The 21,959-nt window shown below is 63.5% G+C and carries 25 protein-coding genes; 14 read left to right on the plus strand and 11 right to left on the minus strand.

Annotated features, from left to right (window positions below):
* Positions 1-79: 79 nt before the first annotated feature.
* From A3OO_RS0113710 to A3OO_RS0113725, 4 genes are all read left to right on the plus strand, one after another.
* The gene (locus tag A3OO_RS0113710; RefSeq protein WP_018408410.1) at positions 80-514 is read left to right on the plus strand and encodes a universal stress protein; all 435 of its coding nucleotides are present in this window, start codon (positions 80-82) and stop codon (positions 512-514) included.
* 163 nt (positions 515-677) lie between these two features.
* Positions 678-896: a hypothetical protein gene (locus tag A3OO_RS0113715; protein ID WP_018408411.1), complete on the plus strand. Its 219-nt coding sequence runs from the start codon at positions 678-680 to the stop codon at positions 894-896.
* Positions 897-1,240: 344 nt separating this feature from the next.
* Positions 1,241-1,723: an SH3 domain-containing protein gene (locus A3OO_RS0113720; RefSeq protein WP_018408412.1), complete on the plus strand. Its 483-nt coding sequence runs from the start codon at positions 1,241-1,243 to the stop codon at positions 1,721-1,723.
* A gap of 75 nt (positions 1,724-1,798) precedes the next feature.
* Positions 1,799-2,722 (plus strand): MBL fold metallo-hydrolase, encoded by a 924-nt coding sequence (locus A3OO_RS0113725; protein ID WP_018408413.1) that lies wholly within the window; start codon positions 1,799-1,801, stop codon positions 2,720-2,722.
* On the opposite strand, the gene A3OO_RS0113730 is transcribed toward A3OO_RS0113725, so the two are convergent.
* From A3OO_RS0113730 to A3OO_RS0113750, 5 genes are all read right to left on the minus strand, one after another.
* Positions 2,719-2,979, minus strand: a complete 261-nt coding sequence (locus A3OO_RS0113730) for an FtsB family cell division protein (protein WP_245257158.1) — start codon at positions 2,977-2,979, stop codon at positions 2,719-2,721. The two genes, A3OO_RS0113725 and A3OO_RS0113730, sit on opposite strands and share 4 nt — an antisense overlap.
* Before the next feature lie 105 nt (positions 2,980-3,084).
* Positions 3,085-3,687, minus strand: a complete 603-nt coding sequence (locus tag A3OO_RS0113735) for a PopZ family protein (RefSeq protein WP_245257159.1) — start codon at positions 3,685-3,687, stop codon at positions 3,085-3,087.
* Positions 3,688-3,894: 207 nt separating this feature from the next.
* Positions 3,895-5,364 (minus strand): TolC family outer membrane protein, encoded by a 1,470-nt coding sequence (locus A3OO_RS0113740; protein ID WP_018408416.1) that lies wholly within the window; start codon positions 5,362-5,364, stop codon positions 3,895-3,897.
* A 113-nt stretch (positions 5,365-5,477) separates the two neighbouring features.
* Positions 5,478-6,182, minus strand: a complete 705-nt coding sequence (locus tag A3OO_RS0113745) for a protein-L-isoaspartate O-methyltransferase family protein (RefSeq protein WP_026222980.1) — start codon at positions 6,180-6,182, stop codon at positions 5,478-5,480.
* An 85-nt stretch (positions 6,183-6,267) separates the two neighbouring features.
* A complete protein-coding gene (locus tag A3OO_RS0113750) occupies positions 6,268-6,750 on the minus strand; it encodes an RrF2 family transcriptional regulator (RefSeq protein ID WP_018408418.1) in 483 nt (160 codons plus the stop codon).
* Between the two features lie 168 nt (positions 6,751-6,918).
* Here A3OO_RS0113750 and A3OO_RS21720 point away from each other — a divergent pair, with 168 nt between their 5' ends.
* Together A3OO_RS21720 and cysK are read left to right on the plus strand one after the other, a co-directional pair.
* A complete protein-coding gene (locus A3OO_RS21720; RefSeq protein ID WP_018408419.1) occupies positions 6,919-7,722 on the plus strand; it encodes a sulfite exporter TauE/SafE family protein in 804 nt (267 codons plus the stop codon).
* 30 nt (positions 7,723-7,752) lie between these two features.
* Positions 7,753-8,736, plus strand: coding sequence for a cysteine synthase A (gene cysK / locus A3OO_RS0113765; RefSeq protein ID WP_018408420.1), 984 nt, complete (start codon positions 7,753-7,755; stop codon positions 8,734-8,736).
* 143 nt (positions 8,737-8,879) lie between these two features.
* Here the strand turns inward: cysK and A3OO_RS0113770 are convergent, their stop codons facing one another.
* Both A3OO_RS0113770 and A3OO_RS0113775 read right to left on the minus strand, forming a co-directional pair.
* On the minus strand, positions 8,880-9,290 hold the full coding sequence (locus A3OO_RS0113770) for a hypothetical protein (protein WP_018408421.1): 411 nt from the start codon (positions 9,288-9,290) through the stop codon (positions 8,880-8,882).
* Positions 9,291-9,325: 35 nt separating this feature from the next.
* Positions 9,326-10,276: an aspartate carbamoyltransferase catalytic subunit gene (locus A3OO_RS0113775; protein ID WP_018408422.1), complete on the minus strand. Its 951-nt coding sequence runs from the start codon at positions 10,274-10,276 to the stop codon at positions 9,326-9,328.
* A gap of 243 nt (positions 10,277-10,519) precedes the next feature.
* Between A3OO_RS0113775 and nadA the strand changes: the two genes are divergently transcribed.
* The 5 genes from nadA (at position 10,520) to A3OO_RS0113800 (ending at position 15,567) form a co-directional block, all read left to right on the plus strand.
* Positions 10,520-11,620, plus strand: coding sequence for a quinolinate synthase NadA (gene nadA / locus A3OO_RS0113780; RefSeq protein WP_018408423.1), 1,101 nt, complete (start codon positions 10,520-10,522; stop codon positions 11,618-11,620).
* A gap of 29 nt (positions 11,621-11,649) precedes the next feature.
* Complete coding sequence (locus tag A3OO_RS0113785) at positions 11,650-12,270, plus strand: DUF4202 domain-containing protein (protein ID WP_018408424.1); 621 nt, start codon at positions 11,650-11,652, stop codon at positions 12,268-12,270.
* 6 nt (positions 12,271-12,276) lie between these two features.
* Complete coding sequence (locus A3OO_RS0113790; RefSeq protein WP_018408425.1) at positions 12,277-13,815, plus strand: L-aspartate oxidase; 1,539 nt, start codon at positions 12,277-12,279, stop codon at positions 13,813-13,815.
* Positions 13,816-13,818: 3 nt separating this feature from the next.
* A complete protein-coding gene (gene nadC / locus A3OO_RS0113795; protein ID WP_018408426.1) occupies positions 13,819-14,670 on the plus strand; it encodes a carboxylating nicotinate-nucleotide diphosphorylase in 852 nt (283 codons plus the stop codon).
* 186 nt (positions 14,671-14,856) lie between these two features.
* Positions 14,857-15,567, plus strand: coding sequence for a class I SAM-dependent methyltransferase (locus A3OO_RS0113800; RefSeq protein WP_018408427.1), 711 nt, complete (start codon positions 14,857-14,859; stop codon positions 15,565-15,567).
* Here A3OO_RS0113800 and A3OO_RS0113805 read toward each other — a convergent pair.
* Positions 15,561-16,445 (minus strand): ChbG/HpnK family deacetylase, encoded by an 885-nt coding sequence (locus A3OO_RS0113805; protein ID WP_018408428.1) that lies wholly within the window; start codon positions 16,443-16,445, stop codon positions 15,561-15,563. The two genes, A3OO_RS0113800 and A3OO_RS0113805, sit on opposite strands and share 7 nt — an antisense overlap.
* Positions 16,446-16,536: 91 nt before the next feature.
* Between A3OO_RS0113805 and A3OO_RS21725 the strand changes: the two genes are divergently transcribed.
* From A3OO_RS21725 to murJ, 3 genes are all read left to right on the plus strand, one after another.
* On the plus strand, positions 16,537-17,514 hold the full coding sequence (locus A3OO_RS21725; RefSeq protein WP_018408429.1) for a glycosyltransferase family 2 protein: 978 nt from the start codon (positions 16,537-16,539) through the stop codon (positions 17,512-17,514).
* A gap of 65 nt (positions 17,515-17,579) precedes the next feature.
* Positions 17,580-17,993 carry a hypothetical protein gene (locus A3OO_RS0113815; RefSeq protein WP_018408430.1) on the plus strand — a complete coding sequence of 138 codons (414 nt, stop codon included), beginning with the start codon at positions 17,580-17,582 and terminating at the stop codon, positions 17,991-17,993.
* A 41-nt stretch (positions 17,994-18,034) separates the two neighbouring features.
* Positions 18,035-19,564 (plus strand): murein biosynthesis integral membrane protein MurJ, encoded by a 1,530-nt coding sequence (murJ, locus tag A3OO_RS0113820; protein ID WP_018408431.1) that lies wholly within the window; start codon positions 18,035-18,037, stop codon positions 19,562-19,564.
* 3 nt (positions 19,565-19,567) lie between these two features.
* Here the strand turns inward: murJ and A3OO_RS0113825 are convergent, their stop codons facing one another.
* The 3 genes from A3OO_RS0113825 to A3OO_RS0113835 all read right to left on the minus strand — a co-directional run bounded on the left by A3OO_RS0113825 (position 19,568) and on the right by A3OO_RS0113835 (position 21,827).
* Positions 19,568-19,951: a DUF2267 domain-containing protein gene (locus A3OO_RS0113825; RefSeq protein ID WP_018408432.1), complete on the minus strand. Its 384-nt coding sequence runs from the start codon at positions 19,949-19,951 to the stop codon at positions 19,568-19,570.
* Positions 19,952-20,081: 130 nt separating this feature from the next.
* On the minus strand, positions 20,082-20,513 hold the full coding sequence (locus A3OO_RS0113830; protein WP_018408433.1) for a hypothetical protein: 432 nt from the start codon (positions 20,511-20,513) through the stop codon (positions 20,082-20,084).
* An 81-nt stretch (positions 20,514-20,594) separates the two neighbouring features.
* Positions 20,595-21,827: an aspartate kinase gene (locus tag A3OO_RS0113835; protein ID WP_026222982.1), complete on the minus strand. Its 1,233-nt coding sequence runs from the start codon at positions 21,825-21,827 to the stop codon at positions 20,595-20,597.
* Between the last annotated feature and the right edge of the window lie 132 nt (positions 21,828-21,959).

Raw genomic sequence — 21,959 nt, forward strand, 5'->3', positions numbered from 1 at the left:
CCGCAAAACGCGCGCCGCCTCATCATTGTTTCGAGCAGGTCCCGCGCCATATCCGGAGAGAATCTCCCGGAGCGCGCCGATGTATCGCAAAATTCTGCTGCCGATCGATCTCACCGAACCTGAGATGACCGACCGGGCGATCTCCGTCGCACAGGCTCTGGCGAAGGCGTTCGACAGCGAGGTGCGCGTTGTCAACGTGCAATCGCTCCTGCCCATCTCATTTCTCGACTACGTGCCTGAAAATTTCACCGTTCAGGTGCGTCGCGGCTTGGAGAAGGAAATAGCGGCGGTCGCCGCCAAGATCGACTGCGCGCCCGAACGCGTGTCCACGACGCTGCTGTTCGGCCCCGTTTATCAAAAGGTCTTGGCCGAGGCCGAGGACTGGGGCGCCGATCTCATCGTGCTGTGCTCGCATCGGCCGGGCATGGACCGTTTTCTCATTGGCTCCAACGCAACGACCATCGTCAATCACGCGCAATGCTCGGTTCTGGTGGTGCGCGGGCTCGTATCCTAAGGCCTCTAAAACTTCGGCAGCCTTGGTTCGGGTTCGCCATTGGCGACCGGGGCGACCCCGCGCGTGTGAACCTAAAGTGGCGCTCGGGTGACGCGGCCTTCACGAAACTCTCATCACGCTCTCACATGACTTTGCTACCGACGCATGGATGCGGCGATCAGTGATGTCTCGCGAGGATGCCATGTCGAAAGAGGCGATGCAGAACGCCGGCGGTTCGGCGACGGAAAAACCTGAGAGCAACACCGGCAAGATCGTCGGCGGCGCGATCGCCGCGGCGATCGGCGGCGTGATCGGCGCGCTGCTGATGGGCAGTTACGCAATCCTGCCGGCGGCGGTCGTCGTCGGCCTGCTTGGCGTCGCGCTGGGCTCGGTGTTCGACTGAGCGGAATTTCGGGCCGGGCGTCGCGCGCACGCGCGTCCGGCTCGGGAGCGTGCGTTTCGAGTTCGCGCGTGAGAAACTTGGCGGCTGAGTCTTCCTTAACCGGCAGGCGAAGCCGCTTCTTTTTTGCCTCGCCATGATTCTTTTGCTCTGCCGCGAGCGCGGTCGATAACTCTAATGGAATTTGGTCGGCGCACAGCTCGGCCTTTCGCTTTGCTAAAGCCAAGCGTAGGAATATGTGTGCTTCGAGGACTACGGTCTTGGGCGGAACCGTTTCGCTCCGGTTTCGTTAGTCTTCGGAAACGGGCCTTGCTAATCGGCCCGGTTTTCATCTGGGGAGGATAGAGATGAAGAAAATTATCGGATTCGCTGCGGCGACTGCCGTTCTGTTCGGCGCTTCCGCTTTTGCCAGCCCGCTGACCAGCGCCGCGAACGTCCGGTCCGGCCCGAGCCCCAAGTGGCCCGTCATCGGCCAGCTGCCCGCCGGCGTCGACGTCACAGTGCTCGATTGTGGCGGCGGCTGGAAGCGCGACTGGTGCCAAATCCAGGCCGGCGACATGAAGGGCTTCGTCGCCGCGGGCGTGCTCGGCACGCAGGGCAACAACGTCGTCGTCGCGCCGGTGACCACCAACAACGATGTCGCCATCTACAAAGGCCCTGGCGTCAATTACAAGATCCTCGGCAGCATCCCCGAGAACACGACGGTCAACATCGGCTCCTGCGTTTATGGCTGGGGCGAGACGACCTGGTGCAAGGTGAACTACGGCGGAAAAAAGGGCTACGCTCTGCAATCCGAGCTGCAGCGTCAGAACTCCCTTTTCCCGATGTAATCTGCGTGGCGCGGCGCTGGAACGTCCCACCGCCGCGCCGCTCTTTCGAGCGCGCCTGCGACGCCTTATGATGCCGTGCGGCCCCTTGGTCGCGATGAGGGCGCCGTCATTCAAGCCGGAACACACCCAGCCGTTTCGGCGCGCCTGTCGGCGCTGACGCGACGCGCGCTCGCGCCAAACCCCGGTCCGTTCACCTTCACAGGAACATGCAGCTACCTCGTCGGAAACGGCGATGTGGCGATCATCGACCCCGGACCTGACGACCCGCGTCACATCGGGGCGCTGCTTGCAAGCATCGGCGGCGAAAGACTGCGTTACGTGCTGGTGACCCATACGCATCGCGACCACTCGCCGGCGGCGCGCGCCTTGAAGCAGGCGACGGGCGCAATAATCGCCGGCTGCGCTCCCTACATGCCCAGCGAGGCGGGACATCACGGCGCCCCCAACCTCGACGCAGCCCACGATCGGACCTACGCGCCGGATATCGTGCTGAGAGACGGCGACACGCTCGAAATCGGCGACGCTTTACTCGTGGCCCTGGCGACGCCGGGTCATACGGCGAACCATCTTTGCTTCGCGCTCGCGAAGGAGCAGGCGCTCTTCACCGGCGACCATGTGATGGCCTGGGCGACCACCGTGATCGCGCCGCCGGACGGCTCCATGGGCGCCTATATGGCGTCGCTCGAACGGCTACGCGGGCGCGGTGACCGCATCTATTGGCCGGGGCACGGCGAACCGGTGCACGATCCCCAGCGTTTCCTGCGCGCCCTGCTTCATCACCGGCGCGCGCGCGAGGCCGCCATTCTTCAGCGTCTCGAATTGGGGGACGAAACGATCGCTGAAATCGTCGCCCACATTTACGAAGGCGTCGACAAACGTCTCCACGTCGCGGCGGCGATGACCGCCCTCGCCCATCTTGAAGATCTGATCTCGCGGGACCTTGTCGACTGCGCGGGACCGCCCGGCTTGCAGGCGCGTTTCTCGCCGCGCCGAGGTTAGGGCGCGCCCGGCGGCGGCAAAAAGATCACGACGTCGTTCTTGTGCGCCCGCCCCAGTCGCTTGCGCGCCTCCTCGTCGAGGATGTCGGCGTCTACGGTCTCGCCCTTGATGAGGGCCAGGCGACTTTCCCAATGCATGCGCTGAAGCTTGAGCAGGTTGCGCTCCAGACGCAGCTGATCGAGCTTCTGCTCATATTCTTCACCGATCTTCAGCCCGCGCTGGCCGTTAACGCCGTGCCAGATGAAATAGGCGGCCAAGACGCCAGCCACTGTGTAGAGGCTAAGCGGGAGGACGAGCGTATGAATCATGACTCGGAGCCGATGCATGGCCGCGAGGATAGCTTCGACCCGTTTAAAGCGTCGTTAAGGCTGACTGGGTTTGCGCGCCGAAGCCGCAAGACGGTTTGCAGGCCGGGCGATCCGTTCGATTTCGGCGCGCACCAGCTGCTCCACGAGCGACGGCAGATTGGCCTCGAGCCATTGCTGCATCATCGGCTGCAGCAATTCTTTTGCGCACCTGTCGAGAATGTCGCTCTCGCTGAATGCTACGCCAGCGGCGAGCGCTTGAAGTTTTGACGCGACCGTCGCAGCGGACTCGTCCGACAGCAACGCCCTCTCAACGGCCGGCGCAACATCGCTGATCTCCGTGCCCGCCTCTTCGTGCTCAGCCACGCGTTCAATCTCGGAGGACTCTTCGCCCTCCGACAGTTCGGCTCCCGTCTCGTGCCCAGCCGCCTCGCCGGCGACATACACCAGCCGAACCTCCCCTGCGTCCTCGACCCCGTCGCGCAAGTCGTCAACGAGCGACAACGGCGGTTCGTCCTCGCGTCGCTCAAGCACGGGCGCCGGATAGGCGCTGCGCGCCGCGTCGATGTCGCGCGCACGCCGGCGATCATCGCGACGCGCCTCCGGCAGGCTGTCGTCGTCGGCGATGATACGACGGATGGAAGCGAGTATTTCCTCCATCGAGGGCTCGTTCGCGCGCGCTTCGTCCTGCAACGAGTGCGACGGGGCGGATGCGTTCGCTGCGCTCATGGAGTTCTGCCGCTTTGCGGGGAAAGGCCGCGCATGAGGATGGATCGGATCTCTGACCGCGCGAAATCCGCGAATCAACTCGGTCCGAACGAATTCCACACTTTTCGCGCTATGATGTCACCCGCATTCGCGAAATTCTTATCGGCCGTCGGGCGTGTCGAGACCGAACCACAGGTCGTGCACCTGATTGAGATGAACGCTCGGGTCATAGAGCGCGACCGCGAGGTCGAGTTCTTGCGCCGACAAGCGTCCGATCGACCCCAGCGCCGCATAAGAGGCGACGACCCGATCGCGCTGCGACGTGACGAGGTTGACCCTGGCGTTTAGCAGCGACTGCTGCGCGTTCAACACATCGAGGGTGGTGCGTTGCCCGACCTTGGCCTCCTCGCGCACCCCGGCGAGCGCGGTCTCCGCCGCCTTCACCGCGGCCTGCCCAGAGATAATCGACGCCTTGGCGGTGTCGAGGAGCCCGTAGCTCGACACGACGCTTGCGCGGACGCTCTCGCGCTGAACGTCGGCATTAAGCCGCGCCTGGCCGAGTTGCTCCTTGGCTTGGCGAATTGAGGCATATTCGACGCCGCCCTGATAGAGCGGGACATTCAACTGCGCTGTCGCTGATGCAGTGAACTGCTTCGATCCCGGCAATCCGAGAAACGAGTCATATTGATTTGACACCTGGCTGTTGACGGAGAGATTCGGCGCCAGCGCGCCTTCCGCGACCTTGACCGCGAGCGCCGCCGCGTCCACCTGGTGAAAGGCTGCGGTCACGCCGGGATGCTCCACCAATGCGATGCCGATCGCCTGCTCCAGAGATTTGGGCAACAACGGCTCGAGGCTGCGCCCCGGCTCAAGGTGTTTTGGCTCAGCGCCGATGATTTGGCGGTAGTTCGCCATGCTGTTCTTGAGCTGCGCCTGCGCGGCATAGAATTCCGAACGCGCCAGCGCGACCGAGGCTTCCGCCTGGGAGACGTCGGTTCGAGTCACTTCGCCGACCTGAAAACGATCGCGGCTCTGCTTGAGCTGTTCCTCAAGCACCGAAATGTTGTTTTTGCGCAGCGACACCACCGCCGTGTCGCGCAGCACGTTCATATAGGCGGTTGCGCCGTTCTGAAGGGTCGCCTGCTCGGTCAGGCGCATGGTCGAGCGCGCCGCGAAGACGCCCGATTCCGCCTGGCGCACGGAGTTTTCAGTGCGGAAGCCGTCGAACAGCGTCTGCGACATGTTCAGAGTCGCGCCGCGTGGGTAACCCACGTAGGTGTCCTGAAAATCGCCGCTCGCGCCGGCCGCGGCGCCGGCCTGCTGGCTACTGCTGCCGCCAAAGGGAATCTTGATCGCCGCATATTGCGCGCCAGCCTGTGCGGTGATGCTGGCTTTCGGTCGAAGGCCCGATTTTGCTTTCGGCGCATCTTCGTCGCGCACCCGCACATTGGCGCGGCTCTGGTTGAGATCCGGGTTGCCGTAATAGGCCCGCGCTAGAGCCGACAGAAGGCTCTCCGCGGAGGCCCGGCCCGGCGATAGAGCGACCGCTGCAAGCGCCAATGCGGCGGACGTGCAAGACAGGACGTTGGCCGACCGCCGCCACCCGAGGCCAAACCCGTCGATTCTCATTGTTCTCAACCTATCTTCGCGCGTCGACACGCACGCCAATCTACGGCAGCGATCAGTCTCGACGATGACACCGAACGCTACGCTAGAAACGCGAATAAGGCGAAATGGCGGCGCTAGAGGTTGAAGGCGGGAGCCTGTTCGAAGCCATCGAGCACCGGCGCCGTCGCCGAGAACAACGGCAGTTCGCCCGCCGAACGCCCGTCCTGGCGCTCGAAGCGTACGACCTGCTGGCCGGCGCGCGTCTCCGGCGTGACGATCGCCAGCAGCCGACCATCGGGCGTTAGCTGTTCGAACAACGCCTCGAGTCCTGCCTGAACGCGGCCTTGAATAATGATGACGTTGTAAGGGGCGCCGCCGGCGAAGCCCTTTTCCAAAGGCCCGAGCTCGAATTGCACGTTGTCGCAGCCCAAAGCCGCGAGGCCTGACTTGGCGCAGTCGGCGAGACCGGAATCACATTCCAGCGCGACAACCTTGTCGGCGAGGCCAGAGAGCAGTGCGGACGAGTATCCCACGCCCCCGATATCGAGCACCCTATCCGTCGCTTTGACATCGGCGCTTTGAAGCATCCGGGCCAACACGAGCGGCGGAAGCAGGTTGCGTTTGCGTCCGCTGGCGCCCTTTACGGAAATCGCCAAATCCGAATAGGCGAGCGAGGCGAGTGAGTCCGGGAGGAAAATCTCGCGCGGCGTCTCGAGGAAGCGCTCAAGCAAAGGCACATCGGTCACATCGAACGGACGAAGCTGGCGTTCGACCATGGTGTGGCGCAAAATCGCTGTCGCCTCGCCCGTCTTCGTCACTTGCGCCACCCTGTCCAACATTCGCTTTCCGGCCTTGCGCCGGTCCCTTGGAGGAATGCTGCGGCGCAAGAAAAGAATCTGCCGCCAGCGTTTTATAGGAGCCGGCTCACGCCATGTCCATGGCTTGGCGCACAGCTTCCCCACCGACGAGCAGACGGACGCCGTCGCCGCTCTCGCCCAATCCGCGCATCTGCTCAAGCGACGTCTTGTCGAGCACTTCTGCGATCGCCTGTCGCGCCCGCAGCATGACGAGGCGGACCGCGCATCGCGTCTCGTCCGTGCAGTCGTCGCACCGACGGTAGACGGTCTTACTTGCGCATTGGATAGGCGCCAGCGGTCCGTCGAGCGCGCGCACGATATTGCCGACGCCAATGTCTGAAGGCGGCCGCGCCAACATATAGCCGCCGCCTTTGCCTTTTTTCGAATGGACGAAACCGGCATTGCGCAGTTCGCCCAAAATTGCGTCGAGAAACTTTTTCGGAATCTGGTTGGAGGCGGCGATGTCCGCGACCAAAGCGGTTTCTCCCGGCCGTACCCCCGCGAGGTGAACCATGGCCTTGAGGCCGTATTTGGCTTTCTTTGTCAGCATTTCCCGTTTTGACCTTTAGGGCCTAGGTCCGGACCGGACGCCCTTTTGCGCCGTCATACTACTGCAGTCGACCGGCATGTTCATCTTTTCCCAAAATGTGGCGCGTCAGATTTGACAAAGTTGACTAGATTTATAGAGTAGAATTAGCACTGCCGACGAAAGAAAGAAATGCCCGCCTTTTTGGACGCGCTCAGCGCGATCAATCTCCTTTATTCCGCTTCTGGCTTCTTCGTTGGCGCGCTTGTCGGCTTTACGGGCGTCGGCGGCGGCTCGCTGATGACTCCGATCCTGATGCTGGTTTTCGGCGTGCCCCCGACGACCGCCGTTGGCACCGACCTGCTTTACGCCGCCGTCACCAAGACGAATGGCACGCTCGTTCACGCCCTGCACGGCACCGTCGACTGGCGCATCACCCGCCGGCTGGCCTATGGCAGCGTGCCCGCAAGCGTCGCGAGTCTTCTCGTCCTCTCTTGGCTCGGCAAGTCCGGCGGCCATTCGGCGAATGGGCTGATCACCTCGGCGCTTGGATTCGCACTGCTGCTGACCGCCTTCTCGATTCTCTTCCGGCGGTGGATCCTCGATCACATCGCGAAACACACGAACGACATGAGCGATCGGCGCTTGTTGTGGCTGACGGCGATTCTCGGCGTTCTTCTCGGCGTGCTGGTCTCGATCTCTTCGGTCGGCGCCGGGGCGATCGGCATGACCGTGCTGCTGGCGCTGTATTCGCACACGCCGACGGCGCGCCTCGTCGGCTCCGATATCGCCCACGCCGTGCCGCTGACGCTGATCGCCGGCTTCGGGCACTGGCTGATGGGCGGCGTCGACTGGTTGCTGCTGCTTTCGCTCCTCATCGGATCTCTTCCAGGCATCGCCATTGGCGCCCATTTCGCTGCTCGGGTTCCCGACCGCTATCTGCGGCCGGCCCTTGCCAGCGTCATGGCTCTGGTCGGAATCAAACTCTCAATCTAGACCTCATTCTTCTTTCCCTGGGGGCGAAACATGTCGCAGGCAGCACCGAGCTTCACGCCGCCGGCCAAACCTGGCCGAGGCCGAATCTATGATTCCATCACACAGACGATCGGCGATACGCCGCTCGTCCGGCTCGATCGATTCGCGCGAGAGCGCGGCGTAAAGGCGAATCTCCTCGCCAAACTCGAATTCTTCAACCCGATCGCGAGCGTCAAAGACCGCATCGGCGTCAGCATGATCGAATCGCTCGAGGCGAGCGGTAAGATCACGCCGGGGAAAACGGTGCTGATCGAACCGACGTCGGGCAACACCGGCATCGCGCTTGCCTTCGTCGCCGCCGCGCGCGGCTATCGACTCATTCTCATCATGCCGGAATCGATGTCGATCGAGCGGCGCAAGATGCTGGCGCTGCTCGGCGCCGAGCTTGTGCTCACTCCCGCCTCGCAGGGGATGAAAGGGGCCCTCGCCAAGGCCAGTGAACTCGCCGCCCAAAATCCCGACGCCGTTATTCCCCAACAGTTCGAGAACCCGGCCAACCCCGATATTCACCGCGTGACGACGGCGGAGGAAATCTGGAACGACACGAATGGCGAGGTCGACTATTTCGTGTCGGGCGTCGGCACCGGCGGCACGATCACGGGCGTCGGCCAGACGCTGAAAGCGCGCCGGCCCGGCTTGCGCGTCGTCGCCGTGGAGCCCGAAGATTCCGCCGTGCTTTCCGGACGTCCGCCCGGTCCCCACAAGATTCAGGGAATCGGCGCGGGCTTCGTGCCGCCCATTCTCGATCGCAGCGTCATCGACGAGATCATCACGATCGGCAATCAAACGGCGTTCGAGACGGCGCGGCTGCTCGCTCGGGTGGAGGGAATTCCGGGCGGCATATCATCCGGCGCCGCCGTCGCCGCCGCCTTGGAGATCGCCGGCCGCCCTGAGGCCGAGGGCAAGAATATCGTTCTGATCATCCCGTCCTTCGCCGAGCGCTATCTCTCGACGGCGCTGTTCGAAGGGCTGTAACGAAACGCGCCGAAAGCCCCGGAGCGCTTATCGATCACATAGAGTCATGTGATCGATAAGGCATCGTTCAAATCAAAATGGTGGAGCAGGTTCTCATCGAAAAAGTCTGTCAACTTTCTCGATGAGAACCTGCTCTATGAACATCAGCTGCGCTTGCGCTTTTGCGGCTGCTTGGCCGCCGGGCTCGCCGCCTGCGGCGGCTGCACCGCCTGTCTAGGCGTCGCCTGCGCGATCTTGCGGCGATGCACCGCCCCGCGCGCATAAGCGCCTGTGACATAGCCGACCGCGACAATGATAATGTAGACGATCACCAGGAAGCCGCCGCGCTGATTGGCGGACGCCGCCCGTTCGAGAAGGGCGATGACTTCCGTCTGGTCAATGAATTTGTCGGCGATGATGCCGCAGACAATGCCGACGATTGGCACGAGCCAGGACGGCAGCCGGAAATAGCCGAGCGCCGCGGCGAGAAGAAACGCCACGAGCCCGAAGACGTGCAAAAACTCGATCAAGATTGACTGGATGATGAGCCCAACAAAGCGGATGAGCTTGATCATTTCTACTCCCCTACGATCATTGATTTTGGAGAAGCTTACACATTTGGCAGATGCTGCGCGAGCGCTTCGAGCACCGCCATGCGCACCGCGACGCCCATCTCGACCTGTTCGCGGATAAGTGAACGCGGGCTGTCGGCGACGGCGGTGTCGATTTCCACGCCACGGTTCATCGGTCCCGGATGCATGACCAGCGCATCGGGCGCCGCATAGGCCAGCTTCTCTTCGTCCAGCCCGAAGAAATGGAAATATTCGCGGGCGCTCGGCGTCAGCGCGCCGGCCATGCGCTCGCGCTGAAGGCGCAGCATCATAACGATGTCGGCGGCCTCAAGTCCGCGCCTCATGTCGTGAAACACCTCGACGCCCAGCCGCGACAGACTGTCCGGCGCAAGCGTCGAAGGCCCGACGACGCGCACCCGGGCGCCAAGCGCGCCAAGCAGCAGAATGTTTGAGCGCGCGACGCGTGAATGGAGAATGTCGCCGCAGATCGCGATCGTCAGCCCCTCGATGCGCCCCTTGTTCCGCCTGATCGTCAGCGCGTCGAGCAGCGCCTGCGTCGGATGTTCATGCGCGCCGTCGCCGGCGTTGACGACGGAACAGTCGACCTTTCGCGCCAGAAGATGCGCCGCGCCCGCATGCGCATGGCGAACCACGATGATATCCGGCCGCATCGCGTTCAGCGTCACCGCCGTGTCGATCAGCGTCTCGCCTTTCGACTCCGAGGAGCGCGCGACCGACATGTTCATCACGTCGGCGCCCAGTCGCTTGCCGGCGATCTCGAAGGACGCCTGCGTGCGCGTTGACGATTCGTAAAACAGATTGATTTGCGTCCGCCCGCGCAAACTCGAACGCTTCTTGTCGACCCGCCGCGACACTTCGATCGCCTCCTCGGCCATGTCGAGGAGGGTGACGATGTCAGGACGGGTCAATCCTTCAATGCCGAGAAGGTGGCGGTGCGGGAAAGAAGCTGGCGTCGCCCCTGATTGCATGCGCCGTCTATAGCAGCTTTGACCAGCGCCGAAAGCGCCATCGGCGTAAGCCGGAACGGACCCCTCGCCGATCCTTCCCTTGACATATACTCGTGCCGAGCACATGTCTTACGCGACGAAGTTGCGAGATCCTCGTCCGCGGCTTAGTCTTGAAAGCTTGAGCGCTCCGAGCGGGGATCCGTCTCGGAGATTTATTGGGGGCTACTTATACTCACTATGAGTATAAGAGTGAGGCGCCAGACAATGACACTCTTGACCAGCGACGTTCGAAGCGCGCCGAGCGCGAGGCGCGAGCCTCCGGCGAACGCCCTTGGCGTTGGCCCTCGCGGCCGCTTTCGGGTTCTTCCCCGCCCCGCTCTGGAATGGACGCCCGAGGTCCAGGCCGCGACCGCGCATCTTTACGAGCGCGTGGCGAGAGTCATTCCGCCCGTCGAGTGGCCGTTCCACGCCCCTTACGTGAAGGCGATCAACGAGCTCAAACATGTGCGCAACGCCACCATCCTTGCGCATAATTACATGACGCCGGAGATCTACCACTGCGTCGCCGATCACATCGGCGACAGCCTGCAGCTCGCGAAACTTGCCGCGACATCCGACGCCGACATCATCGTTCAAGGCGGCGTGCATTTCATGGCCGAAACGTCGAAGCTGCTCAATCCGAACAAGGTCGTGCTCACCCCGGACATGAAGGCGGGCTGCTCGCTTGCGGAGTCGATCACCGGCGCCGATGTGCGCGCCCTGCGCAAACAATATCCCGGCGTTCCCATCGTCGCCTATGTCAACACCTCAGCCGATGTGAAGGCGGAGGTCGACATCTGCTGCACGTCGTCGAACGCGGTAAAGGTCGTCGAGAGCCTCGGCGCCGAGCGCGTGATCATGGTTCCCGACCGCTATCTGGCGCAGAACGTCGCCGCCCAGACGCAAGTGAAGATCATCGCCTGGAGCGGCGCCTGCGAGGTGCATGAGCGCTTCACCGCCGAAGAGATCCAAAATTATCGCGCCGATCATCCCGGCGTGCAGGTGCTCGCGCATCCGGAATGTCCGCGCGAGGTGATCGAGGTGTCGGATTTCGCCGGCTCGACGGCGGCGATGATCGACTTCGTGCGCAACAGGAAGCCGGCCCGCGTGCTGCTCGTCACCGAATGCTCGATGGCCGACAATGTCGCCGCCGAAACGCCGGACGTCGAATTCGTGCGACCGTGCAACTTCTGCCCGCATATGAAGCGGATCACGCTGCCGAAAATTCTCGACAGCCTGCTTTACGTCCGCGAAGAAGTGACCGTTGACCCCGCAGTGGCCGAGCGCGCGCGCCGCAGCGTGCAACGTATGATCGATCTGGGCTAGGCTGTGGCCTGACTTGAACAGGGCGGACAATGCTGGCGCTCGATGCGACGATTGCGGCCATCGACGCCGCCAATGCCGACGATCCGCGCCGGCTCGAGGGCCGAGCCTTTGAGCAGGTCTACGCCGAGCGCATGAGCGCGCGGCTTGCCGCGCTCTACCCCGACGCCTCCGATCTGCTGAAGATTGCGACGCGCGCGCAACATCTGCGCCGCTGGGAGATCGAGCGCACGAACTATGAGGAAGGCCGTCGCGGCTACAACGACTGGCGGCGCGCCTGCCGCATCCACCACGCCGATCTTGCTGCGCAGATAATGCGGGCGCATGGCTACGACGAAGCGGCCGTCGCGCATGTCGGCGCGCTGATCCGTAAGGAACAGCTCAAGAAAGACCCGGAGTCGCAGGCGCTCGAAAACATCGCCGCGATCGTCTTTCTCGAGCATTACTTCGACGAATTTCTTGAAAAGCACCGGGAGTATGCCGACGACAAGCTCGTCGACATTCTCGGCAAAACCTTGTGCAAAATGTCGCCCAAGGGCCATGCGGCGGCCCTCGCCCTGCCCCTGCCGCCGCGCACGCGCAGCCTCGTCGAAGCGGCGATCGCCCGTGAGGCCGCCGCGCTCGCGCGGCTCGCCGCAGTCGCGGTCGACTAGGCGTCGATGCGCGAGAATTTGCCTCCCATCCTCATCATCGGCGGCGGGCTTGCAGGCGTGTTCTGCGCGCTGAAACTGGCCCCGACGCCGGTGGCGATCTTCGCGCCGACGCCCGTCGGATACAGCGGCTCGTCCTTTTGGGCGCAGGGCGGCATCGCCGCGGCCGTCGAAGAAGGCGACACGCCGGAAAGCCACGCCGACGACACGGTCGCCGCGGGCGGCGGCCTCGTCGACCGCGACATCGCGCTCGGCATGGCGCAAGAAGCGCGCGCGCGCGTCGAAGACCTCGCGGCGATGGGAACGCCGTTCGATCGGTCGGCTCTCGGCGGCTTTCTCCCCTCGCAGGAGGCGGCGCATTCGCGTCGGCGCATCGTGCGTGTCCAAGGCGATGTCGCCGGGCGGGCGATCATGGACATTCTGGCCAAGGAAGTCGCCAGAACCCCATCGATCCAGATCGTCGAAGGCTATTCGGCGCAGGAGATCATCGTGCGCGGAGGGCGCGCGGTTGGCGTGCGCGCCCGCGACAACGCCGGCATGATCCACGAGACGCCCTGTTCGGCGCTGATTCTCGCGACGGGCGGGATTGGTCATCTGTACCGAGTCACGACCAACCCGTTGGAGGCGCGCGGCATCGGCGTCGCGATGGCGGCGCGGGCGGGCGCGCTGATCGCTGACGCGGAGTTCGTTCAGTTTCACCCGACGGCGATCGACATTGACGCCGATCCGGCGCCGCTCGCGACCGAGGCTCTGCGCGGCGAAGGCGCGACGATCGTGGATCGAGATGGCCGACGCTTCATGCTCGACATCGATCCAAATGGGGAGCTTGCGCCGCGCGACATTGTCGCCCGAGGCGTTTTCGCCAGCGTTAAGGCTGGAAAGGGCGCATTTCTCGACGCCCGTTCGGCCATCGGAGCCGAATTCCCGACGCGCTTTCCGACGGTTTACGCGAGTTGCATGAGCGCCGGGATCGATCCCTCGCGCGAACTTATTCCGATCGCGCCGGCGGCGCATTACCATATGGGCGGCGTGTGGACCGACGACCGCGGGCGCACCAACCTCGATGGCCTCTGGGCGGTCGGCGAAGTCGCTTCGACCGGCGTTCACGGCGCGAACCGGCTCGCCTCCAATTCTCTTCTCGAGGCGATCGTTTTCGGCGCCCGCGTCGCTGCGGACGTGCGCGCGACGCCGCTTTTGCCGGTCGAATGGCTCCCGAAGGCGGAGCGCATCGAGCCCGTGCCGCGCGACGCTGATTTCGCGGTCATCGAAGAGCTGCGCGATCTGATGTCGGCGAATGTGGGCGTCATCCGTAACGGCGCCGGGCTCGCGGTCGCGGTAAGGTCGATCCGGCGCATGATCTCGCGAACGAGCGATATTGAGGCGCGCAACATGTTGACCACGGGTCTGTTCATAGCGGCGGCTGCGCTCCAGCGCCGCGAGAGCCGCGGCGCGCATTTCCGCTCTGACTTTCCACAGCCGGTCCCCGCGCTCGCGCGCCGCTCGCTCACGACGCTCGACGCCGTCCTGCGCATCGCCGACGAGGTTTAAGTCATGATCCCCGATTTGCCCCCGATGCTGATCGAGGAGGCGGTTCGCGCCGCGCTCGCCGAAGATTTGGGGCGCGCCGGCGACGTCACGACGCAGGCGACCATCCCCCGGCGCGCCCAGGCCCGGGCGGGGATTGTCGCGCGCGATTCGGGGGTGGTCGCAGGAATTCAGGCGGCGCGCGCCGCCTTCGCGCTGATGGACCGAGAGATCATCTTCGAAGCGCAGGCGGCCGATGGCGCCGTAGTCGAGCCGGGAACGCTCGCAGCGATAATTTCCGGCCGGGCCCAGCCCATTCTCTCGGCCGAGCGGGTGGCTCTCAATTATCTTGGCCGGCTGTCCGGCATCGCCACGCTCACGGCGCGCTACGTCAGCGCCGTCGCCGGCACATCCGCGCGAATCTGCGACACGCGCAAAACCACGCCCTTGTTGCGCGCCTTTGAGAAATACGCCGTGCGATGCGGTGGCGGCGTCAATCACCGCTTCGGTCTCGATGACGCTGTGCTCATTAAGGATAATCACGTCGCTATTGCTGGCGGCGTTATCCCGGCGCTCAGAGCCGCCAAGCGGAATATCGGCCATCTCGTCAAAATCGAGATCGAAGTCGATACGCTCGACCAGCTGCGCGAGGCCCTGGACGAGGGGGCGGACGCCGTGCTGCTCGACAATATGACGCTCGACGATCTGCGCAGCGCCGTGGCGCTCGTCGGCGGCCGGATGACCTGTGAAGCCTCGGGCGGCGTCACGCTCGCGAGCGTGACCGAAATAGCGAAAACCGGCGTCGACTTTATTTCCGTTGGCGCGCTGACGCACTCCGCCCCGGTCTTCGATTTCGGTTTAGATGTTGAATTCGTATGAATTTATTCGTCAGAAGGACTTAAGCAGCTGGCTGCGGCCGATCGCTTCCTTGGCGAGGCTCGCGCTGCTATAAGCCGTCAACCTTTCGCGGACCCTTGAGAAACATCAGGAGCCATGCCCTCGTTCTTCGCCCGAAAGTTGATCAATCGAGTGCGGCGAAGGCTTTGGAGCTCACCGCTCTCATCAATGCCGTCGCCCCTGCGGGCCGAGGCGACGCGCGATAAAAGCCTCGCCGCCGAAATCGGGGACTATGAGCGCGCCTTCGGCTACGCCCACAGCGCGGGGTCGATGCCCCTACGCACCTTGCTGCGCATCGAGCGCCTGCTGACGGGAACGCAGATCTTCTCAGCCGAAACGGGCTGCGGAAAGTCCACGATCTTTTTTTCGCGCATCGCCGAACGGCACAAGGTTTTCTGCTTTGACGATCGCGGACAGAAGGCGTCAAGCGTCGACTATTTCATGAACTGTCCCGCGACCCGTTCGGACCGCCTCGACCTTGTCTTTGGCCCGACTCAACTCACGCTGCCGCGGCACGAAGACCATTCTCGCTACGACCTTGTCCTGATCGATGGCCCGCACGGCTTTCCGTTCCCCGAACTCGAATATTACTACTTCTATCCGCACCTGAAGACGGATGGGCTGCTCGTCGTCGACGATATTCATATCCCAACCATCAGCCGGCTCGCGGACTTCCTGAGCGAAGATCAGATGTTCGAAAAGGTGGAGTTTGTCGGCTCGACCGCGATCTTCCGCCGAACCGACGCGCCGGTCTTCGATCCGCTGGGCGACGGATGGTGGCTGCAGGCCTTCAACCGCCGACGCGCGTCGTTCTCGAAAGACATCTATCTGGAGGACGGCAAGAAACGGGCGCCGATCTCATTTGAAGGGATCTACTGAGCCGCCGTTTGCTCGGCGCTTAGGTTCCGGTCCGCCTGCGACAGACGACCCAAACGCAGGCCGCGCTTCTCCAGCATCTCCGGCAGTCGAGTCGACAGCAGGAAAGCAAGCTCCTGCTCGCGCGTGATCGTCACCGGATCGAGCCTTCGCAGCTCTTCGTCCACATGGCCAGGATGGCACATGATGAGATGTCTGCTGCCGGGAGCTCGAAGATAGCTTTGAAAAATCTTCGCGTAATCGAAGCTTGGATGGAAATTCGAGAATCCGGCGAAGCCGTCGTTGACGCCGAAGCCGCGCTGGCGCACCTCCCGGCGAAAGCCGCCAGCCAGCGAGAGCGCAGAGAGCGCCTTGCGGGCGTTGATGCCGCGCAAGAGAATGCGGTGTAAGCCATCCCCAGCGTCGCGAACCCAGGCCCGGCCGCCAAGCTTTCGCGCCTCCATCGCGTCAAGCAGCGCCGTCCTGATGCCGGGAAGGACGTGTATGTGCTGGTGGCCGTCGACATGGTCCGGCGGGCGGTCGATCACCGCTTCGAAGCGGTCGAACTGACGATCGATCTCTGTGCGAATCTCGTCCATGGGCAACCGTCGGCCGAAAGCCATCTGGACAACTTTGGAAAGCGGGGGAAACTCTCCATTAGGCGCGAACTGCGGCATGGACGAAAGAGGCCGCCCGAGGGTGAGATTGAAATGCAGGCCGATGTCCGCGTTTCGGCCGCGGCGAGACAGCTCTAGCCCCATGGCGGACCAGCGGGAACCATTCACCAAAGCCGAAACAGCAGTGAGCCTCCCCGCGTCGAGCGCTTCCAAAATGCCGGCGCTCACCCCATAAGACAGGCTGTAATCGTCCGCGCAAACCGCAACAATTTGGTTATCAACCATCGCCCGCTCCTTTGCGCCGCCCAGGCGACTGCGCCTATGCTGCGCCCGTTAATCCTATGCTCTGCCTATAAATATTGGTTTAAACGCCGCCATGAACAGGCCTGATGTATCGATCGTGATCCCCGTCTTCAACGAAGCGCAAAATCTTCGCGCTCTCGCGGCCAGACTCGCCCTCGCCGTTGACGCATGCGACGTCTCCTATGAAGCGATCTTCGTCGACGACGGCTCCAGCGACGAGAGTCTGGAGATATTGCGCGACCTCTGCGCCGAGGAGCCGCGCTTTCGCGCCCTGTCGCTTTCCCGCAACTTCGGCAAGGAAGTGGCGATCGTCGCCGGGCTGGACGCCACGCTCGGAAGCGCGGTCGTCATCATGGACGCCGACCTGCAGCACCCCCCGGAAGTCATCCCACAATTCATCGAGAAGTGGCGGGAAGGCTACAAGAACGTCTACGGCGAGCGCATAGACCGAGCCACCGACCCCAAGCTGCGCGCAGCGTTCACGCATGTTTTTTACCGTTTGCTGGAGGACTTTGGCGACGTGCGCCTGCCGCCAGGCGCAGGCGACTTCCGCCTTCTCGACCGGCAGGCGGTCGACGCGCTGCTGACGATGCGCGAGCGCGCGCGCTTCAATAAGGGCCTATTCGCCTGGATCGGCTTCAAATCGATCGGCGTGCCCTTCGACGTCGAAGGCCGCGCCGGCGGAACGTCAAAATTCAATTTCCTCCGGCTTGCACGATTTGCGCTCGACGGGCTGATGTCCTTTTCGTCGATTCCGCTCAAGGTGTGGACCTATGTAGGCTTAGCGATTTCCGCCTTCGCGATTGCGATGGCCGGCTACTACTGGGCCCGCACCATGGTTTTTGGCGTGGATACGCCGGGCTTTCCCACTCTGGTGGTCTCGATCGCCTTCTTCTCCGGCGTTCAGCTGATTTCGCTTGGCGTGCTCGGCGAGTATGTCGCCCGCATCTTCAATGAGGTAAAGGGAAGGCCGCTCTATCTCGTCGCCGAGAAGCTGGGCGAGAACGACGTAACCAACGGCAAAGCGGGCGACTGGGGCGTCGACAACTGAATGCGGGGGGCTTTCGCAGATGCGTCACGCGCTGCAACGGCACAAAGGGGACGAGGCGTGAATCCATGAACACCGAGCGCCGTTCGCCATTGCGCGGCAGAAACCTCTTGATCGCCGCGGCCTTGATTGCGCTATTCGCCGCCTTCGGCGTCCGCATGTGGCGCTTCGTGGCGGCCCCCGCCCTGCCGACCCTGCTCGACGGCCTCCCCGAATCGAAAACCGAGGCCGATCAGCGGGTCTTCCAAGCGCGGCTCGCCCAACGCTTTCACGTGGGTTCGACAGAAGTCGACGATCTCATTGATGAACTGCGCGAAGACGGATTCACGGTCGATGCGGATCAGGATGTCGCCACATACGAGCGCCGAGCCGACATTTCCGACAAATGCCGACGCAGCGCCAACATTCGCTGGTCTCGGGGCGAAGGCGACGAGCTCGCCACGATCACTGGCGGATACTCCCTGCACTGCCCGCAGCACTGACGGGAGCGCAGGCTTAACCGAATCCTGCTAGGACGATTGCGATGATTCGCAATCTGCTCTCGGTTGGCGGCTTCACCCTGCTCTCGCGCGTGACGGGCTTTCTGTCGCTCGCCATGCAGTCGGCGATCATGGGGGCCGGCGCCGTCTCGGACGCCTTCTTCATCGCCCAGCGGCTGCCGAACAGTTTTCGCGCGATCTTTGGCGAAGGCGCGTTCAACGCGGCGTTCGTTCCATCTTATTCGATGGCGATCGAGCAGAAGGGCGACGCGGCGGCCGAGGAATTCGCCGGAGAAGTTTACACGCTGCTCCTGGCCTCGCAGATCATATTGCTCGCCATCGTCTGGACGCTGACGCCGCAATTCGTCTCGCTGCTCGCGCCGGGCCTCGACGACCGGCCGGAAAAATTCGAGCTGGCCGTCAATCTGACGCGCATCACCTTTCCCTATCTGCTTTTCATCACCCTCTTCGTCTTGCACATGGGGGCGCTGAACGCGCGCGGCCGCTTCGCGCTTCCAGCCTTCGCACCCAATCTGATGAATTTCTCCGTGATGGCGGCGCTCGCCGTCGCCTTCCTTTTTCCAAACGCCGGCTATGCGGCGAGTTGGGGCATTACAGTCTCCGGCGTTCTGGAGCTCGGGCTGTTGATGTGGCAGGCGCGGCGCATCGGCGTCCTGCAACGCTTGCGCAAGCCGCATTGGGCGCGCGTGCGCGATTTCTTCATTCGCCTGGGGCCCGCGATCATCGGGTCAGCTAGTCCGCAGATCGCCGTGCTCGCCGACACAATTCTCTCGTCGATGCTTCCCGATGGAGGCGTGTCGTCGATTTCTTACGCGGAGCGGCTCTATCAGCTTCCGGTCGGCGTGATCGGCATCGCCGCCGGCACGGTGCTGCTGCCGGAAATGAGCCGACGCCTCGCCGCGGGCGACGAGGCGGGCGCGCTTCACGCGCAGAGCCGAACCATGGCGCTCACCGTCGCGCTGGCGGCTCCCTTTTTTATCGCCTTCGACACAATTCCCGAGTTGATCGTCGCGGGGCTTTTCCAGCGCGGCAAATTCTCGGCGGCCGACGCCTACGCCGCCGGGGACGTGCTCGCCGCCTATGGCGCCGGTCTGATGGCGCTCGTGCTGATCGCCTCGGCGCGCGCGAGTTTTCAGGCGCGCGGCGACACAAGAACGCCGATGCTCATCGCGCTGGCGGCGCTCGCCGCGAATGTCGCGTTGAAGATCGTGCTGTTTCGACCGCTCGGGGCGGTCGGGCTCGCGACGGCGACGTCAGTCGGATTGTGGATCAACCTCGCCGCGCTCGTCGGACTCGCGCTCGCCCAGGAAGGAATGCGATTCGACGCCGTTTTCGTGAAGACGCTCGGCGCGACATTTGTCGCCTGCGCCTTTCTCGCCGCTGTCGCCATTTTCGGGCGTTCATCCGCCTTGGCGCTCGGCGTGCATTTCGGCGCTCTCGCCAACCTCGTCGCGCTCACCGCGCTCGCGCTCGTCGGCGCGCTCGTCTACGCCGGCGTCCTTCTTGGGGCGCTGCGCGCGAGCGGGGTGACGATCGCAAGCCTTAGACGATAGGGATCAAACGAACTGCGCGATGCCTGGGATCGAATCGACGATCGCCCGCAGCTTTTCCGGCCCGACTTTCTCTTCGGCATAGCCGAAAATCTCATGACCCAGTTTTGGAATCTGGCTCATGTCGACGCCGGCGCCGTTCAGCTTGGCGGCAAGGCCCATAAGCCCGCCCATGCCCCCCATCAAGCCTGCGAGCCCGCCTCCGCCGCCGCCCGCGGATTCGGCGGACTGGATCGCCTCAGGGGCGCCGGGAACCTGAGCGAGTAACTCCGAGACGGCGCCGTCGCGCGATTCCTTTTGAAGGAAGCCCAGAACGAGCCCCACCGCCGTCCTGGCGACCTCTGCGTCAACGCCAAGGGCCGCCGAGACGCGCGCCACCAGTTCATCCATTGCAGGCTCCCCTTCGCAAACCGAAAGACGCCGGACTGTCGCCGCGACAGGAAGGAAAATCAAGCGCTCTGATTGCGTTTATACACGCGCCGGATGGCTGACGCGCGCGTCTCGCGCGTCAGCCAAATTGTTACGCCGAGTGGCGTAGATCCGTCGGCAGGTCGGTGCGCTCACGCAACGCGGGCAGAATGCCCTTGATCTTCTCGGCGCCCTCGGCCCCAATAATATTTTCAGCGCGATTGACCACTTGGCGAACCAACGCGTCGGTCTGCGCTTCACTGATCCCGAGCTTTTCGAGCTGACCAGCGAGAATATTCAGATCTGCGCGGCCGTGGCCAATAAAGCTCGTCATGCCTTCGATGACCTGCGTGACCCCGCCGTCGCCGGTGTACTGAGCTGTGTCAATCGCCTCTTGCGCGCGCGGCATCTTGGCGATCATTACCTGCATATTGCCGGTCGTATCCTTGTCGCGAAGAAAACCGAGTACAAGGCCGAGAGCCGCTTTGGCGACCGTCGGATCGAGCTTCGTCTCGGCGACGACGCTATTGGTAAGCTCTTCCATTGGACATCCTCCACGCGAACCATTGTGGTTGCGGTAGATGTCGCGGCAACGCTCGCTTTCAAGCGCGGCGATACTGCTCAACTAAGCGGCGTCGAGGCCGTAGAGTGAGTGAAGCGTGCGAACGGCGAGTTCGGTATAGGCCTCGTCGATCAACACCGAAAATTTGATCTCCGACGTGGTGATGGCGCGGATATTGACGCCCTTCTGCGACAGGGCGCGAAACGCCTCAGCGGCCACGCCGGCGTGGCTGCGCATGCCGATTCCGATCGCGGAAATCTTAGCGACGTCTTTTTCGCCCGTTATGCTCGCGAAGCCGATGGCGTCCTTGACCTTCTCGATGATCGCAAAGGCGCGCTCGTAGTCAGCGGTTCCTACGGTGAAGGTCATGTCGGTCATGCCCTCCTCGGAGACGACCTGCACAATCATGTCGACGTTGATTCCGGCCTCGGCCAAGGGCATGAACACCGCGGCCGCGACGCCCGGCTTGTCGGCGACGCCGCGAAGCGTGATCTGCGCTTCGTCGCGCGAGAACGCGATGCCTGTGACGACTTGCGCTTCCACAATGTCCTCCTCGTTGCAGATTAACGTCCCCTGCCCCGGATTTTCCGGATCGTCGAAGGACGAGCGCACATAGGTCGGCACGCCGTGCACCATGGCGACCTCGACCGAACGCACCTGCAGGACCTTCGCGCCAAGCGACGCCATTTCCAGCATCTCTTCAAAAGCGATCTTGTCCATGCGCCGCGCCTTCGGCACGACGCGCGGATCGGTGGTGTAAACGCCGTCAACGTCCGTATAGATGTCACAGCGGCTGGCCTTGATCGCCGCCGCGATGGCGACGGCGCTTGTATCCGAGCCGCCACGTCCGAGCGTCGTGATCCGCCCGGTTTCTCGGTGCACGCCCTGAAAGCCGGCGATGACGGCGACTTCGCCGCGGTTGAGGCCTTCGATGATGCCCGCGCCATCGATCGATTCGATCCGCGCCGCGCCATGCGTGCAGTTGGTGTAGATCGGCGCCTGCCAGCCGAGCCAGGAGCGGGCGGGCACCCCCGCCTTCTGCAGCGCCATCGCCAGAAGCCCGGCCGTCACCTGTTCTCCCGAGGCGACGACGGCGTCATATTCGCGCTGATCGCAAAGCGGCGCCGCCTCCTTGCACCAGGCGACAAGCTCATTGGTCTTGCCGGCCATCGCCGAGACCACCACAGCGACCTCACGCCCAGCATCCACCTCGCGCTTCACATGGCGCGCGACATTGTGGATGCGTTCGACAGTGGCGACCGAGGTGCCGCCGAATTTCATAACCAGGCGTGACATGGAGACCGAAAATGGGCGAGGCGCTCGCGTCTCGCGGGAAGCGGCGCTATATGTGTCCGCGTCGGCGGACCTGTCAACGGCAGCGCTCCGCCAAGGGAAACATGCGCAAGCTTCTCGTCCTTCGAGGCGCGC

It is taken from the genome of Methylocystis rosea SV97, from assembly GCF_000372845.1.
Taxonomy (GTDB): Bacteria; Pseudomonadota; Alphaproteobacteria; order Rhizobiales; family Beijerinckiaceae; genus Methylocystis; species Methylocystis rosea.

Excerpts from the sequence above, each read along its gene's own strand:
- A3OO_RS0113745 (WP_026222980.1), bottom strand. The coding sequence starts at position 6,182 with ATGTTGGACAGGGTGGCGCAAGTGACGAAGACGGGCGAGGCGACAGCG.
- A3OO_RS0113735 (WP_245257159.1), bottom strand. The coding sequence starts at position 3,687 with ATGGAGGAAATACTCGCTTCCATCCGTCGTATCATCGCCGACGACGAC.
- A3OO_RS0113715 (WP_018408411.1), top strand. The coding sequence starts at position 678 with ATGTCTCGCGAGGATGCCATGTCGAAAGAGGCGATGCAGAACGCCGGC.
- A3OO_RS0113770 (WP_018408421.1), bottom strand. The coding sequence starts at position 9,290 with ATGATCAAGCTCATCCGCTTTGTTGGGCTCATCATCCAGTCAATCTTG.
- A3OO_RS0113825 (WP_018408432.1), bottom strand. The coding sequence starts at position 19,951 with ATGGATGAACTGGTGGCGCGCGTCTCGGCGGCCCTTGGCGTTGACGCA.
- A3OO_RS0113785 (WP_018408424.1), top strand. The coding sequence starts at position 11,650 with ATGCTGGCGCTCGATGCGACGATTGCGGCCATCGACGCCGCCAATGCC.
- A3OO_RS0113740 (WP_018408416.1), bottom strand. The coding sequence starts at position 5,364 with ATGAGAATCGACGGGTTTGGCCTCGGGTGGCGGCGGTCGGCCAACGTC.
- A3OO_RS21720 (WP_018408419.1), top strand. The coding sequence starts at position 6,919 with ATGCCCGCCTTTTTGGACGCGCTCAGCGCGATCAATCTCCTTTATTCC.
- A3OO_RS0113775 (WP_018408422.1), bottom strand. The coding sequence starts at position 10,276 with ATGCAATCAGGGGCGACGCCAGCTTCTTTCCCGCACCGCCACCTTCTC.
- A3OO_RS0113710 (WP_018408410.1), top strand. The coding sequence starts at position 80 with ATGTATCGCAAAATTCTGCTGCCGATCGATCTCACCGAACCTGAGATG.
- A3OO_RS0113750 (WP_018408418.1), bottom strand. The coding sequence starts at position 6,750 with ATGCTGACAAAGAAAGCCAAATACGGCCTCAAGGCCATGGTTCACCTC.
- A3OO_RS21725 (WP_018408429.1), top strand. The coding sequence starts at position 16,537 with ATGAACAGGCCTGATGTATCGATCGTGATCCCCGTCTTCAACGAAGCG.
- nadA (WP_018408423.1), top strand. The coding sequence starts at position 10,520 with ATGACACTCTTGACCAGCGACGTTCGAAGCGCGCCGAGCGCGAGGCGC.
- A3OO_RS0113720 (WP_018408412.1), top strand. The coding sequence starts at position 1,241 with ATGAAGAAAATTATCGGATTCGCTGCGGCGACTGCCGTTCTGTTCGGC.
- A3OO_RS0113830 (WP_018408433.1), bottom strand. The coding sequence starts at position 20,513 with ATGGAAGAGCTTACCAATAGCGTCGTCGCCGAGACGAAGCTCGATCCG.
- A3OO_RS0113790 (WP_018408425.1), top strand. The coding sequence starts at position 12,277 with ATGCGCGAGAATTTGCCTCCCATCCTCATCATCGGCGGCGGGCTTGCA.
- A3OO_RS0113805 (WP_018408428.1), bottom strand. The coding sequence starts at position 16,445 with ATGGTTGATAACCAAATTGTTGCGGTTTGCGCGGACGATTACAGCCTG.
- nadC (WP_018408426.1), top strand. The coding sequence starts at position 13,819 with ATGATCCCCGATTTGCCCCCGATGCTGATCGAGGAGGCGGTTCGCGCC.
- murJ (WP_018408431.1), top strand. The coding sequence starts at position 18,035 with ATGATTCGCAATCTGCTCTCGGTTGGCGGCTTCACCCTGCTCTCGCGC.
- A3OO_RS0113835 (WP_026222982.1), bottom strand. The coding sequence starts at position 21,827 with ATGTCACGCCTGGTTATGAAATTCGGCGGCACCTCGGTCGCCACTGTC.
- A3OO_RS0113800 (WP_018408427.1), top strand. The coding sequence starts at position 14,857 with ATGCCGTCGCCCCTGCGGGCCGAGGCGACGCGCGATAAAAGCCTCGCC.
- A3OO_RS0113815 (WP_018408430.1), top strand. The coding sequence starts at position 17,580 with ATGAACACCGAGCGCCGTTCGCCATTGCGCGGCAGAAACCTCTTGATC.
- cysK (WP_018408420.1), top strand. The coding sequence starts at position 7,753 with ATGTCGCAGGCAGCACCGAGCTTCACGCCGCCGGCCAAACCTGGCCGA.